This is a genomic window from Allosphingosinicella sp. (assembly GCF_036387615.1).
Taxonomy (GTDB): Bacteria; Pseudomonadota; Alphaproteobacteria; order Sphingomonadales; family Sphingomonadaceae; genus Allosphingosinicella.
In genome coordinates this window covers 1-13,304 of record NZ_DASVTH010000051.1, presented here as the reverse complement: position 1 = coordinate 13,304, position 13,304 = coordinate 1, and the positions used below count along the sequence as shown (strand labels likewise).

At 65.1% G+C, this 13,304-nt stretch carries 12 protein-coding genes; 6 read left to right on the top strand and 6 right to left on the bottom strand.

Annotated features, from left to right (window positions below; translation table 11 throughout):
* The first annotated feature begins 223 nt into the window (after positions 1 to 223).
* The 4 genes from VF631_RS10605 to VF631_RS10590 are packed head-to-tail and all read left to right on the top strand — an operon-like array spanning position 224 to position 7,948.
* On the top strand, positions 224 to 2,335 hold the full coding sequence (locus tag VF631_RS10605; protein ID WP_431850273.1) for a TerD family protein: 2,112 nt from the start codon (positions 224 to 226) through the stop codon (positions 2,333 to 2,335).
* On the top strand, positions 2,302 to 3,807 hold the full coding sequence (locus tag VF631_RS10600) for a hypothetical protein (protein WP_431850272.1): 1,506 nt from the start codon (positions 2,302 to 2,304) through the stop codon (positions 3,805 to 3,807). Before VF631_RS10605 ends, VF631_RS10600 begins: the two co-directional genes overlap by 34 nt.
* Before the next feature lie 16 nt (positions 3,808 to 3,823).
* Positions 3,824 to 4,267, top strand: coding sequence for a hypothetical protein (locus VF631_RS10595; RefSeq protein WP_431850271.1), 444 nt, complete (start codon positions 3,824 to 3,826; stop codon positions 4,265 to 4,267).
* Positions 4,268 to 4,300: 33 nt separating this feature from the next.
* Positions 4,301 to 7,948 carry a tubulin-like doman-containing protein gene (locus VF631_RS10590; RefSeq protein ID WP_431850270.1) on the top strand — a complete coding sequence of 1,216 codons (3,648 nt, stop codon included), beginning with the start codon at positions 4,301 to 4,303 and terminating at the stop codon, positions 7,946 to 7,948.
* Positions 7,949 to 8,189: 241 nt separating this feature from the next.
* Here the strand turns inward: VF631_RS10590 and VF631_RS10585 are convergent, their stop codons facing one another.
* From VF631_RS10585 to VF631_RS10570, 4 genes are all read right to left on the bottom strand, one after another.
* Positions 8,190 to 8,810, bottom strand: coding sequence for a hypothetical protein (locus VF631_RS10585; RefSeq protein WP_431850269.1), 621 nt, complete (start codon positions 8,808 to 8,810; stop codon positions 8,190 to 8,192).
* A gap of 108 nt (positions 8,811 to 8,918) precedes the next feature.
* Positions 8,919 to 9,329: a hypothetical protein gene (locus VF631_RS10580; RefSeq protein ID WP_431850268.1), complete on the bottom strand. Its 411-nt coding sequence runs from the start codon at positions 9,327 to 9,329 to the stop codon at positions 8,919 to 8,921.
* A 90-nt stretch (positions 9,330 to 9,419) separates the two neighbouring features.
* Entirely contained in the window at positions 9,420 to 9,944 is a 525-nt protein-coding gene (locus VF631_RS10575; RefSeq protein WP_431850267.1) for a hypothetical protein, read from the bottom strand.
* 30 nt (positions 9,945 to 9,974) lie between these two features.
* On the bottom strand, positions 9,975 to 10,439 hold the full coding sequence (locus VF631_RS10570) for a hypothetical protein (RefSeq protein ID WP_431850266.1): 465 nt from the start codon (positions 10,437 to 10,439) through the stop codon (positions 9,975 to 9,977).
* A gap of 883 nt (positions 10,440 to 11,322) precedes the next feature.
* Between VF631_RS10570 and VF631_RS10565 the strand changes: the two genes are divergently transcribed.
* A complete protein-coding gene (locus VF631_RS10565; RefSeq protein WP_431850265.1) occupies positions 11,323 to 11,616 on the top strand; it encodes a hypothetical protein in 294 nt (97 codons plus the stop codon).
* A 34-nt stretch (positions 11,617 to 11,650) separates the two neighbouring features.
* Here VF631_RS10565 and VF631_RS10560 read toward each other — a convergent pair whose 3' ends face one another.
* Entirely contained in the window at positions 11,651 to 11,893 is a 243-nt protein-coding gene (locus VF631_RS10560) for a DUF6894 family protein (protein ID WP_431850264.1), read from the bottom strand.
* Between the two features lie 177 nt (positions 11,894 to 12,070).
* Here VF631_RS10560 and VF631_RS10555 point away from each other — a divergent pair, with 177 nt between their 5' ends.
* Complete coding sequence (locus VF631_RS10555; RefSeq protein ID WP_431850263.1) at positions 12,071 to 12,466, top strand: hypothetical protein; 396 nt, start codon at positions 12,071 to 12,073, stop codon at positions 12,464 to 12,466.
* Positions 12,467 to 12,605: 139 nt separating this feature from the next.
* On the opposite strand, the gene VF631_RS10550 is transcribed toward VF631_RS10555, so the two are convergent.
* Positions 12,606 to 13,304: M10 family metallopeptidase C-terminal domain-containing protein (locus VF631_RS10550; protein ID WP_431850262.1), on the bottom strand; the 699-nt coding region annotated here is incomplete at its 5' end.

The following is a 13,304-nucleotide window of genomic DNA, read 5'->3' as shown; positions in this document are numbered from 1 at the left end:
ATAGTCTCTCCGGATCGGAGGCAATGGCACGTGTCATTGCCCCGGCTCCCCGTCATCCTCCTGAACTCGCAAGGCTTACCGCCGATTCTGGACTCCGAGCTGGGTCCGCCACTCGGAAGCGCCTTGGCGTGGGCGTCTTTCCAGGCTGCGGACATGGGTTCGCGGCGACAATCCAGGGGTGCGAAGCCGAATGCGCTTGTTTGGACATGGCTGGTGATCCGTCATGGCTGAACCGCACATCCTGGCGCGCGGCGCCAATGTCGCGCTCCCGCATACGGAGATCACCGCCAGCGTCGAGTGGAACGCTCCGGAAAAGGCTGGCGTCTATGCCTGCCTGATCGGGCGCGACGGCAATGTGCGGACCGCGCAGGACATCAATCCGGGTTACCCGCGCGTGGCCAAGGGCAACGGGCCGATCGGCGCGTCGGGCCCGCAGCGGGTGAGCTACGAGATCGACGTCCGTTCCATGCCGGCCGACGTCGCCAAGATCATCTTCTGCGTGGTGGCGGGAGACCCGGCACGGTCGCGTTGCGGCGGGCTGGGCGTGCGGCTGGTAATCTCCTCCGATGCCAAGGGGGTCGCGGCGTTCGAGCTTCCGGCAGACCTGCATCTGGAGGCAGCTGCGATCCTGGGCGAGCTTTATCGCCGCAACGAGGATTGGAAATTCAGGGCGGTCGGCCAGGGCTTCACGGAGGGGCTGGACCCGCTTGCCAAGTTTATCGGCTGCACGCCGCACGATCTTCGCACCGCCTACCTCCCCGCAAACGGCGCCGCGCCGGCTCCGACGGCGAAGGCGAAGCCGGCGCAAAGTCCGGCTCCTCCTCCTCCCCCGCCCGTTCCGCCTGCACCCGCCGCCAAGCCGGCCGAGCGGCCCGAGCCCAAGCCTGCGCCTTCCCCGGCCAAGGCCCCTGCCCGCAAGCGCGAGCCGGCCGCGCACAAGCCTCACGCCAACCTTCCGGGAGCAGAGGAGGCGAGCGCCTTCACGGTCGGCCGGTGGGTGCTGACGGCGGCGGGCGTCCAGCCGATCGCCGGGGTGGAGGTCTCTCGGGCCGAGCTGGTTCAGCGCGAGTTGCTCGACGTTCGCCCCGACGCCGCGGGTTTGCTCTGGCCCGCGCAATTCCGGCACCAGCCGGTGACAGGCGAGGCGCTGGCCACCACCACTCGGTTCCTGCCCACCGTCGGCCGCGCGCTCGGCCCCGCGGGACTGCCGGAGCTGGACGAGGTGACTGCAATCGATCCGGCCAGCCGGCGCGACGAGCAAGTGCCGGACGGCGCGCGCCTGTTCGCCTCGGGAGGAAGCCCGCCGCGGCTCGTGGCGATCGATCCAGCCGATGGCCAGGCGTGGTGGAAGGCGCCCTGGTCCGACCGCTGGGCCTCGTTCGGCCGCTGCCCGCGCGCCGCCGCCCTGCCCGCCTACGCCTCGGGCGCCGCCGGGAACGCGCAGGGCGTCTTCTACGCGGGCGAGAGTGCGCTGGTTCACTTGCTTGCCGACCAGCAGCCGACCTTCACCAGCCTGCCCGTCAGCGCCAGCCCGCTCGGAGCGCCGGCTCTCGTCGGCGGCCATGTGCTGCTGCCGATCGGGTCGGACGCAGCCTTGCAGGTCGCGATTAGGCTGGGCGACGGATCGCTGGGCGAACTGCCGGTGGCGGGCGCGAAAGGCGCGGAAGGGCCGCTCGGTGCGCCGGTCGTGAACGGCGAGACCGGCATGTGCTTCTGGCCGGGGGCGAGCGGCTTCCTACTGTTCGAGGAAGGGCTGGATGGCCCGTCCTGCGCCTGGCGGCCGTGGCCGGCCGGGGTGGCAGGCCTGCCGTTTCAGCGCCCGTTCCGCGCCGCCAACGGGCGGTTCTGGGCGATGTGCGTGGAGCTGACCCCGGGCGGCCACGGCCGCGCGCTGGCCTGCAGCATGGCGGCCGCCGGGTCACGCGACAGGCAGACCTTGCTTGGCCCTCATGCGAGCGTCGGGACGCAGACCTTCCGGGGCCGCGCCCGGCACCTCGAGCCGTGGCGCGGCGCGGACGAGGAGATCAACCTCGGTCTCGATTATGACGGACGCTGGCTGCTGCCCTTGCTCAGGCTGGGCGATCGCCAGACAGTGCTCGGGCTGGTCGACGGAGCGGCGAGCGCGCGCGAATTCCTGTTCCGGGAGGAGGCGTGCGCGCCCCGCGAGATCACCCTCGCGCTGCACAGCGACAATGGCCGGCTGGCGATGCTCGGCCAGTCCTTCGACATCGCGTCGACCGACGATCTCGAGCTGTTCCTCGATGGCGAGCGGCTGTGCATCCACCATCACGAAAGCAACCAATGCGCCAGCTGGTCCGTCTCCTTCTCGCGCTGATCCTGGCCGGCGGCGCGGCCGGCGCGGCCCCGGCCAAGGGCGGAGAGCTGCGCCAGGTCTTCCTGGTCCAGAATTCGGGCTGGATGGAGCCCTTCTACCTCGACCCGTCTTCACCGCTGAAGCCGTTCGTGAAGAACCTGGTCGGCAAGTCGAACCTGGCGGGCGTCGACGTGGTGGTCGCCTCGTTTAACCAGGACGGGCAGGTCGCCGGCCGTCGCTCGCCCGAGGTCCTGTTCCAGGGGCCCTATGCGCAGGGGGCTGTGGACGGCGCGATCAACGGCATCTCGCTTCAGCGCAAGGCGTCCGGCGCCTATGCCGACGCCGATTTCCGCGGCGCCCTGCTGGGGACGTTCGCCCGGATTCTGCAGGGGCGCCAGGGGATCATCTGGATCGTCACCAACAACAAGGACGCGCCCGACAACAATCCCGCCGTGATCGAGAATACGCGCGCTTTCTATCGCGCGTTGCGGGAATCGCCGCACATCACGGCGATCTCCGCCTTCCCGATGCGCAAGCTGGTGACCGGCCCGAACTTCAAAGAAAAAGGCCTGATCGTCTACGCGATCGCCTATGGCGAGCGCGCGGCCCAGGCGCTCGGCGCGATCCTGCGCGACGGCGCCCCCGCCCGCGCGCTGTTCCCGGCCCCGCCGGTGAAGCTCAAGCCGCTCAGCACCGACCCGGTCGAGCTGCAGCTGAACTCTGCGGACGCCGAAGTGCGGGCCCGTGTCGTGCAGGGCCGGCTGATCATCTCCGGCGTGCCGGGCGGCGAGCAGCAGCAGGTGCAGCTTCAAGGCAACGTCAAGAACACCTACTATCCCCAGAACATCGCGCAGGCGCGGATGAGCGCGGGCTGGGCGAGCAAGGAACCGTTGCTCGCCGGGGCGGGCGTCACGACCACGCCGGCACTGCTGCGCAACGTGCCGGCCTACGGCCAGTCCGGCCCGGTGAGCGTCAACCTGACCCTGCCCGCGGTGCCGCGTCCGCCGGGGCTCGCCGGCATCCTGGAGGACGAGCGCACGGTGGTCGGCGAACTCCAGGTCCGGCTCGACGATCTGCGCTTCTCGCTCGCGCCCGACTTCGTGTCGCGGATCGCGGCGATCAGCGGGGGCGAGACCATCCAGGCGGAGCAGGCCGAGCGGCTGATGGCCGCGCAACTGCCCGAGGTTTTCCTGGATTACCGCCGCATTTCGAGCGCGACAATGAAGGTGCCGGTGCAGGTCACCTTCCGCTATTCGCCGTGGCCGCTGATCCTGCTGATCGCGCTCGCCGCCTTGCTGCTCGGCGCGCTGCTCTACCTCCTGTTCGCGCTCAGCCGGCCGCGCGCCTACACGGTCCGCGTCGGCCAGACCGACTTGCCCGTCCGCATCAAGCCGCGCGAGCAGCGCACGCTGCAGGACGCCTTTGGCGCGCGCGCGCTCGTCACCGGGCGCCTGTTCGGCCCGCCCGCAGTCCGGCCGATCGAACAATCATGAGAAAAAGGGGAGCCAAGTGAGCACAGCCAATAGCGGGGCAGCAGCACCGGACGACTTCATTCCGGCACCGGGCGGCCAAGCGCCTCCCGCTGCCGAGAACACCGCCACGACGACGACGCCAACCGACATCAACATCGCCCCGATCACGATCGAGGAGGGCGTCGGCCAGACCGAGCTGATCCTGGCCCTGGTCGGCGTGCTCGCGCTGGCCGGGCTGCTGCTGCTGCTCAAGAACGCGGTCCGCCGCTCGCTGATCGCGGGCCGCGCGACCATGGACTCGGCCAATGCCGCGGCGTGGAGCTGGTATCTGACCCTGCTCATCTTCGGGGCGCTGGTGATCGCCGGCATCGTCGGCGACCTGTTCGGCGACCCGCTCTACCTCGCGCTCACCGTCGGCGTGCTGCTCGTGGGACTGTTCCTGTCCTTCAGGATGACATCGCGCGCGAAGCGCTCGGCGTGAGCCGAAGCGGCTACACTCAGGAAAGGGAAGATCATGGCTGACGATCAAGGCGCGTCCGCGACGCAGGTGGTGGAAGTGCGTCCGACCGTGTTCGTGGCGCTTGGCGGGACCGGCATGGAAGTGCTGCTTCGCCTTCGCCGGCGCATCCTGCAGGCCGACTGGAAAGGCACCCGGCTGAACTCGCTGTCGGAGTTCCCGGTCGCGAGCTTCCTCTACTTCGACACGGACACCAACGAGGCGCGCGAGACCGGCCGCGCGGCCACGACCGACCCGATGGCCGAAGCGGTCGCGTTCGGGAAGGGCGATACGCTGCAGGCCAAGGTGGACGTCAATTTCTACCAGCGCAACAAGTCCAACTACCCCGCCATCGCCGAGTGGCTGCCCTCGCGGGATCTGTCGCACATCGACACTGAGAAGGGCGCGGGCCAGGTCCGCTCGATCTCGCGGCTGCTGTTCTTTCACCAGTTCGACCAGTTCAAGCGCGCCATATCGGAGAAAGGCAGCACGGTGCTGGACAATGTCAGCACGCACCAGGCGCTGACCCGGCTCGGGATCAGCACGCAGCGCCAGCTGCGCGTGGTGGTGGTCGGCTCGCTGGCTGGCGGCACCGGATCGGGTGCCTTCATCGATGCCGGCCTTGCGATCAGCTCGATGCTGACCCCCAAGGCCGACCAGGTCGATCTCTTCCTGATGCTGCCGAGCGGCTATGCCGGGGCCAATCGCGACCGCGTGTTCGCCAACGGCTTCGCGGCGCTGAGCGAACTCGAATATGTGATGCGGCCGAACCCACAGCCGCCCTACGTCCGCAACTGGACCAGCGTCGAGCGCCCGTCGACCAACAAGCCCTATAGCGACGTCTATCTGTTCGACACGCGCAACATCAATCGCGACCAGACCGAGCGGGTTGACGACATTTACGACATGATCGCTGACATCCTGTTCGAGGATTTTGGATCGAGCGAGTTCGCGCGCAAGAAGCGGTCGATCGCGGTCAACCAGCAGCAGCACAAGATGCGCATGTTCCACCCGCCGATCGGCGGCGACGACAAGCATTCGGTGCTGGCCTATTCGCGCGGTTATTCGGCGATCGGGCAGTCGATCGTCGCGACTACGGGCAGCCTGGAGCTGGAAGCGGCGGTGAGCGACGCCAGCCGGACGATGTTGCAGGCGTTTTTCGGCGTATTCGAGGGCGCCGCGGTGCGCCTGCCGGGCGTCAAGGACCGCGACCTGTTCATGCGATCGCGCATGCACCTGACGCCCAAGATGTTCGACGACTTTCCCGAGCATCTCGCGCCCCGCCCGGGCGCGATCCCGGCCTACCAGCTGATCGACCAGCTGCTGGTGAGCGAAGACATGAAGTCGATCCACGGCCGGCTGGTCGAGGATATCGCCACCGAAGTGCGGGCGATGCGCGAGCAGGCGAGCGAGCCCAAGGACTGGGCCGCGCAAGGCGAGAAGATCCGCGCGCGCTACGAGGCCGAGGTGCTGGCGCGGGCCGGCACCGCCAGCATCCGCAAGGGCGAGGTGGAGGCGGCGCGCGGCCGGCTGCTGCGCGCGCTGACCGCCGAGGAAGGCGCGCATTCACTCAAGCAGGCGCTCTACGACCTGGTCGACGACCGGCAGAATGGCGGGCTCGATTTCACGATCGCCCTGGTCGAGCAGATCAGGGACGAGCTCGCCAAGCCCGGCACCGGCATCCGTGTCCAGATGGACGGCGCGGCCACTCAGTTCCGCTCGGTCGCCGACCAGATCATGAGCAAGCACCTGGTCGGTTCGCTCCAGAAACTCGAGCGCGCGGCCAAGCCGAACTTCCTCGGCCGGGTCGATCGGGCGGCCGCGGAAGAATATCTCGGCCAGTTCGAGGCAGACCTCGGCCAAGGCCTCAAATTCTGGCTGCGCGCGATCGCCGCCACCGAAGCGCAAAAGCTGCTCGACGACCTCGCCAATTATCTCGGCGAGCGCTCGGTGCCGGACGATGAGGGCGAGGTCACCTGGACGGGCTTCCTGCGCGAGCTGGACGGCGGCCGCCGCTCGGTCCGCGCGGTGCTCGAAATGGTCTCGGCTGAGGCCACCCGCGTGCGCGATGCGGTCAACCGGCCCGACAGCGGCGTCTACATAGTCATCGATCGCGGCGCGGGGAAGATCGCCGAAGAGCGGATCGCGACCGAGCCCAAGGCCTGGGCCGACGAGAAGTTCGATGATTTCGGCGGCTGCCGGCGGCTGTTTCCGATGCTGCGCAACGATGCCGACCGGCTGCGCCTGATCAACCAGCTGCGCGCCATCGCCAAGGAGAAGCTGGCGGACGAGGAGCGGCGCATCCCCTCCGCGGTGGAGGCGATCCGATCGCTGACGCCGGACGAGAAGCGCAAGACGATCGAGCGCATGCTGGCGCGGGCAATGCCGTGGATGCCGGCCCAGTTCGACCGGTTCATCCCCAGCGGCGACCAGTTCAAGATGATCATCGCCGCCCCGGACGCGCAGGTGCTGCGCGATGAATTCTCCGCGATCATCCAGGACGCAATGCCGAAGCTGTTCGGGATCGCCCCGCCGACGATCGAGGAATCGGGGGTTCGCGGCCGCATCATCTGTTATTGCGAGCTTTCCGGCTACCCGCTCGACGCGATCGCGCCGCTGCGCGACGATTGGCGCAAATCCTATGAAAAAGAGCTGGCCGCGCGCGATCCGCTGCCGCTGCACAACCACCAGGACCATCTGCGTTTCCCCAACCCGGTGGTGCCGACGATCGAGGAGCTGGCGCATCAAAAGGAGGTGCTCGCGACCTTCCTGAAGGCGATGATGACGGGCGCGCTGACCCGCGGCGCGATGGCCGCCGAGAGCGGGCGCGAGGATTCCAATTATTATGTCGACATGTCGCGGCACGATCTCCAGTCGGTCGGCACCGAGCGCAAGATCCGGCTGAAGGGCTTCGAAGGCACCCACCTCGGCCGCATCCGCTTCCTGATCGACCAGTTCGAAGGCAAGCTCGGCGCGGTGCAGTGGCTGGCGCTGGCGGCCCTGGCCGAATGGAACGCCCGCCGCGCCTACGCACCGCCGCTGGAGCGCGACGCCTATGGCAATGACAGCCGCCCCAAGGGGCTCGGCCATCAAGTCTGCATGGGAGTGGCGGACGAGTATAAGCGCCGGGCCAAATCGGCGACCGACGCGCGCGGGCTGCCGCTCACCGCGAACGAACTCGTCATGCGCTTCGCCGACCGGATCGACGCCTTCAGCCGCGAGGTCGAAGGCAGCCTCAACGATGTCGAGGGCAGCGAGGCGAACCGCAACCCGGACGATGCGCCCGAGCGCCGCGCGGTCGACAAGCGCATGATCGACCCTGCCGGGTTCACGCCCGAAGCCTTGCTCGATCTGGTCCGTCCGAGGAGCGCGCAGGCGCCGAACGGCGGCGGGCAGCTGGTTCCCCCGCCGCCCCCGCCGCAGCAGCCTGTCTCCTTCTATGTCGCGGTGGGCGGGCAGACGCAGGGGCCGTTCGATCTGCCCCAGCTCGGGCAGCTGCGGCGCAGCGGGCAGCTCGAACCCGCGACCCTGGTGTTCAACGCCGGCGGCGGCACCGCCTGGCAGCCGGCAAGCGCGGAAGGGGCGCTCGCCATCCTGTTCGCCCCCCAGCCGCCACCCCCACCCGGCAACTTCCCGCCGCCCCCGCCAACGGGGGCGCTGCAGTGAGGCTCAGAGCATCGGAGGCGGCGCCGTCGACCACATGAGCGCGACGTCCTCCGGCGTGAGGCCGTGGGCGGCGTTGGACTAGATCGGAGAGCGCCGTTCGTGGCCGGCGGCGTCAAAAACGGGAGCCCCGGGTCGGGGCACGGCCGGCGACATGCTCGGCGCGGATACGCTTCACCTCGGCGGCAAAAATAGCGGCGCCTGGGAAGCGCGGCGCGGATGGCGGCTAAGCAACCCAAACAAGCTACCGTGAGTTCATCGCGTACGTCACTCGGTTCAGACGAATAGAATGAGTGCGTCCGCCCCGTTCGATCTTGAACTCTCCGCCCCAGCCATAGCTCTTCAAAAGACCAGTGCGCCAGATGACGTTGCCCGCTGCGAAGCTGTATTGGCCCTGTCCCAACAGCCCGTCGCCGTTGTCGAAGAACCGGTAGTTGTTGCCGGAGAGGTTGATCCGACCCAATCGGAGCGGATTGCTTGGTCGGCCATAACTATAGATGTCGTAGTCGCCCGAGCGAGGCGACCCACCCGCCTGCACGGGCGCTGATCCCGGTTGAATCGTGGTTGACTCAGCTCGGCTAGCTTGAGGCGCCGCCTGCTTCGCTATCGGTGTCTCGGTTGATCCGGCTATCGGGGTACGTATGCGGTCCAGGTTTATTGCGCGCTCGAAAAAGCCGCTGCTTGTGAACGCGTTTTTCTCGCGAACGATTGCTTGGGTGCCGCTGGGTGTCGGGCGCAGAAATTCGGCGTCCCTCCATTCGGCCCCATCGCGATACTGGATCGCCTGTCCGGGCTGATAGGAGACTTGCGCGCCGGCAGGCGCCAGCACGCAAACTGCGATGGCGAGACTACAAACTCCCAGCACCCGGCTCCTTACTGCCGGCTGGTTGCTTCTACGTGCCCGCATTTTTGTCTCCGGTCGGTTGAGTCTGCGCAAATGATCGTAAAAGCAAGGCAGCGACATCAGCTCACCTTAGGGGCACTTGCTCATCGGCTTCTTGTTCCAGGTGGCTTGTTGGCCACCGTAAGTGCCGCTTGCCAGGCGCAGCGCGTCTCCCTCCACAACGTATGTCTCGTTGATGGCACCTTGCGGAGTGTCGTAGCTTACCTGGAAATTGCCGCCTTCCAGCGCCGCGCTCTTGAGATCATAGGTCTGCTTGTCGGGATAGACGTGGATCTTGCTTTCCTCGATCCTGACGAAAGGGCTCGAACAATCGCTGGACCAGACCGCCCGCAACTGCTCCGGAGTTGCAACGCCAGAGGCAGACGCCTGCACGGACGCATTGCTTTCAGCCGCACCTTGCTCGTTGGAAGCCTCCGTCCCGCTGCCTGAACAAGCTGAAACGACTGCTGCGGCAGTGGCTGCGAGATACCAGTGTCTCATCGTTACCCTCCAAAGTTTCTTTTCATGGTCGTGATTGCTGGTCGGACGCTCGCTATTACAGTCGAGCGGAGGTGCTGGGTTGCTCCCACCCTAGTTCTCGCCGGATATGATCCGGCCCTTGTGCACGACGAAATCGAGGTCAGACAGCATCCCCATCGCGCGCAACTCGCCCAGCCGCATCAATTGATACTCGACTGAGACTCCCTCCTTTGGGGGCGCGGGAAGTTCTGCCCCGGTGTCCCGGATCGCGTTCTGAGCTTCGCGCAGGTCTCGGAGCTTGCCAAGCAAGGCGCCGACGTCACCCGCGTCCCCCTGCGCGTCAGAGACGAACACGAGACTGGCGCCCCCGGATTGGAAGCGCCCGGTCACGCGGCCGCCCTCGCTAGTCGGGGCATAACGCAGTTCATCCTCGCGCACTGTGAGGCCTTGGTAGGTCTCGCCGAACAGGCGCTTTTGATAGAAGCAAACTCGGCGGTCGGTCAGAATGAGCGCGCCGACGCGCGAAGGAGTTGCTCCAGGATCGAGCGCCCCACCCAAGACCGATGCCGAAGCAAGCAGGGTCTCACCAGGGTCGACCTTCTTCGCCTCGAATGCTTTCAGATGCTTGTTCGTCATCTCCCCCCCCGTGAGCCGCCCTTGGGCCGACTAGCCCTTCGTGTCGCAGTCGATGACTGTGCGGCTCCGGCTCTCATTGAAGAGGTGGATCCTGTTCGTGCTGACTTTGCCCGCCTGACCGGTCAGCGGGCCTCCCGAGAACTCGATCACCCCAGCATTGACCTTATAGGCGCCACCGCCGCCGTTCTGGTGTGTGTACCGTCCGCCGGCGCGCAACGTGAACCCAGGGACCGTCTGCAGCATTCCGTTGATGAAGAAAACGCAATGGTAGCTGCCCGCCCTTGCAGGGGAGGGCTGCGCATGAACCGGCTGCAGCGGCAGTCCGACGCTGACGCCACACGCTACAATCAAGGCGACGGGTGCCGCAAAGAATCGAGCTACACGTAAGTTCGGTTCCGCCATCATGTTCACCCATCCTGAGGTGAGGAAGATTATCTCCGACTCCAGCAAAAGAATGGGCGCTTCCCCAGGACGAAAGTCAAATCGCCAGTGCATCTCACGCCAGGCGCCTCATTCCCAACGTGGGTCGAAATGCTCATGGTCCCTGGAGGTCTGCGAACATCGTTAGGCAAATAATCGATGGTGTGGCTCTTGGTATTTCTCGTCGCTAGCTGTCACTAATCCGCGATTGCCGGGTTTGCGTTCAAAAGCTGCCGATCATTTGAAATTCACAGCGATGGGTCCCGCGATTGAGCAAAACTTGCGCTCTCGGTCGCCGCCGTCGATCTCGAATTCGGCTATGAAGTCCTCGATGCCGCTCAGCTTGCGAGGTAACCGCGAAGCTCACCGACTTTCTCCCAAGCTCCTGCCGCTTGACTTTGTCAGCGGTAGCGGCCCGCTTCCAGACCGCGCGAACCTGGAGAGAAGGGCATGACGAGTGCGGAACGCGCTGCGGAATGCTCTGTGGACAACGAAGCTAAGTTCTGGCTGGGGCGGCAGGATTCGAACCTGCGAATGCCGGTACCAAAAACCGCATCCCACCATCCGAAGCCGCAGAATACTGCGGTTGATCAAAAGCTTAGCCAACGCGGCCGCGCGCGCAACACAAATCGTGATACAAATCGTGATACACAATTTGAGCTACAAAAATGTTCGGTGAGGCCGCGGATCATGAGCGGCTGGCCTACGAACTGGAATCCATCGGGACGATCAGGTGATCTTGTCGATATTGCGCTGTGCGTTTGCGATTACGATAAGCCGGTGCGAATCTCCTCGAGCGTCTCGACATGTCGTTGCTGGTGGACAGGCGATGCCAGCCGATAGACGCACCACCCTAGTGCAGGTGTGCGATCAGAGTTTCCCGTTCTGGCTGTGCAACCTAGCCAATTGAACCGCGCTGTGCTTCAGCATCACTTCCGCTTCTACAAGGAGGTATACCGTGGACGTTATTCGGCTGGAGCTGGGGCAACGTCCTTCCGACGGTACCGATTGCATCAAGATCGAAGAATTGAGCGATGGCCGTTTCGCGTTGACCGGCACGGCATTGTGCCAGCTGAGTGGAGAGGACGCCGACTCTGTGTCGCTCGTCGAAACGGACTACTTCAACGAGATGTCAGAAGCTGAAGAAGCCGGCATCGTTTGGGCGAACGCCCAAGGGGTGCAAACGCTGTACGTAGGCTACGGCACCTTGGCTCATCCCATCGAACGGACGGACGTTGACGGACCGCTATGAAGGATGATCCGCAGCGGTGTCTCAAACCGTCGACCTAGATACCCGTTACCTCGACCGCCTGCTTGAATGGCAGGATGTAGACAACGTGGCCGGCCTCGTCCTGAACCTCGATGTGACAGGAGAGGCAGAGCTTGCCGCGTTTCATCTCGCCGCACATGATCTCGCGGGCAGACATCAGGGCCTCGTGGCGCACGCTTTCCATGTCAGGCTTCTTCAAGCCCTCGTCGTCCGTGATGATCGTGCCGCACTCGTCGATGTGGAAGTGGTAGCGAGCCATGCGTCAACATTTACCCGGTCGGCTCAGCGGTGAATTCAAAGCATGTTGGGGAGGCGGCCCCGATCTGAAGATTGCGAGTCACGCGGACGTTGTGCGTGCCCTGATTTAGCCGCAAGCTACGGTCGCGCCGCCGAGGATACGAAGCGGCCCCGGCCTCTTTATTGACGGGAGTTCCCCATGCACAGCAGACATAAGCTGTTCTTGCTGGCCGCGCTTGTTCTCGTCAGCGGATGCAACCGCAAGCGCGCGGATGAGGGACCGAACCTTGATCCGAAAGTGCGTCTCCCGTTCGATCGAAGTTTCTTGGTTGGTCACTGGGGCATTGATGGCGACTGCTCCGATACGACCTCTTTCAACGATGACGGCACGGCTAAAATGCAGCGGGGCGATGACGCCCTGTGGTCGTTCGAACAGGAAGATCGAACGCTAACCACCACAGAGACAGGAAGGCAGCCCTATTCCGTGCTGGTCATCCGCAACGGCAAGGACAGCTGGTTCGCGATCAAGCCGCCCGACGCTCATTTGAGCAGGACCATGACGCGCTGCGCCGCTTCTGGAATTTCGGTGCGTTAAAGGCGCTTCAGGGAAAGCCCAAAAGCTTGCTACCTCCCCACCGGTGTCGCCGACAGCGAAGCGCCCCAGCCTTTCGATCAGGGCGCTGCAATGTGACATACCCGCTTAGAAGCCAGCTCGCGGGCCAGCTCCTGAACAACTACAGGATGAAGTCCGATGACGTGAGCGCCGCGTGATTTGCTATTGCAACCGAGAGGTCTGCCAGACCATCTCCGTTCACATCACCATACACATTGGTGCCGTCATAGCGCAGTTCACCAGCCTTTCTCGAGAATGCTGCGCTCCCGATAAACGTAAAGGCTTGATCCTTGATGGCTCTCGAGTTGGCATCAAGTTGACTGAGGTCGATCTTGTCACCCCGTGTAAAGTCCAGGATGGTATCGCCGCGCTCTAGCGTGCTGAACACAAACGTGTCCGCTCCTTGTCCACCGACCAAGGTGTCTGCACCTGCAAAGCCGTTTAGAACGTCGTTCCCGCCCCTTCCCTCAAGCCTATTCGCCACGTCGTTGCCCCAGATTACGTCTCTGGCAGAGCCGCCGATCGCGTTCTCGATGATGGAGCCATAAGCTATACTGAGGTTCATGTACTCAGTGGCGGCTACTCCGGACACTCCCGTGTCCGCAGCAATGGCCTTGGCGATTCCGGGCAATCCGTCACGCACTGCTGCGTCTAGATCCCGCTGGGTCCACACTCTCAGGGAGACCCCAAGCTGCTCTCCAAGTGCCGCCCGGGCTGCGTTTACCTCAGCTAGGGTGGGGATTGCCTGGCCGACTGAGCTGAACGCGCCATCATGAAGGTCGATGAAGTTACCTGCTTTAAACCCCGACAGGTCTAATGT

What these genes read in the sequence shown, in the direction of transcription:
- VF631_RS10605 (WP_431850273.1), top strand. Translation starts at nt 224, where the DNA reads ATGGCTGAACCGCACATCCTGGCGCGCGGCGCCAATGTCGCGCTCCCG.
- VF631_RS10600 (WP_431850272.1), top strand. Translation starts at nt 2,302, where the DNA reads ATGCGCCAGCTGGTCCGTCTCCTTCTCGCGCTGATCCTGGCCGGCGGC.
- VF631_RS10590 (WP_431850270.1), top strand. Translation starts at nt 4,301, where the DNA reads ATGGCTGACGATCAAGGCGCGTCCGCGACGCAGGTGGTGGAAGTGCGT.
- VF631_RS10580 (WP_431850268.1), bottom strand. Translation starts at nt 9,329, where the DNA reads ATGAGACACTGGTATCTCGCAGCCACTGCCGCAGCAGTCGTTTCAGCT.
- VF631_RS10575 (WP_431850267.1), bottom strand. Translation starts at nt 9,944, where the DNA reads ATGACGAACAAGCATCTGAAAGCATTCGAGGCGAAGAAGGTCGACCCT.
- VF631_RS10570 (WP_431850266.1), bottom strand. Translation starts at nt 10,439, where the DNA reads ATGCACTGGCGATTTGACTTTCGTCCTGGGGAAGCGCCCATTCTTTTG.
- VF631_RS10560 (WP_431850264.1), bottom strand. Translation starts at nt 11,893, where the DNA reads ATGGCTCGCTACCACTTCCACATCGACGAGTGCGGCACGATCATCACG.
- VF631_RS10555 (WP_431850263.1), top strand. Translation starts at nt 12,071, where the DNA reads ATGCACAGCAGACATAAGCTGTTCTTGCTGGCCGCGCTTGTTCTCGTC.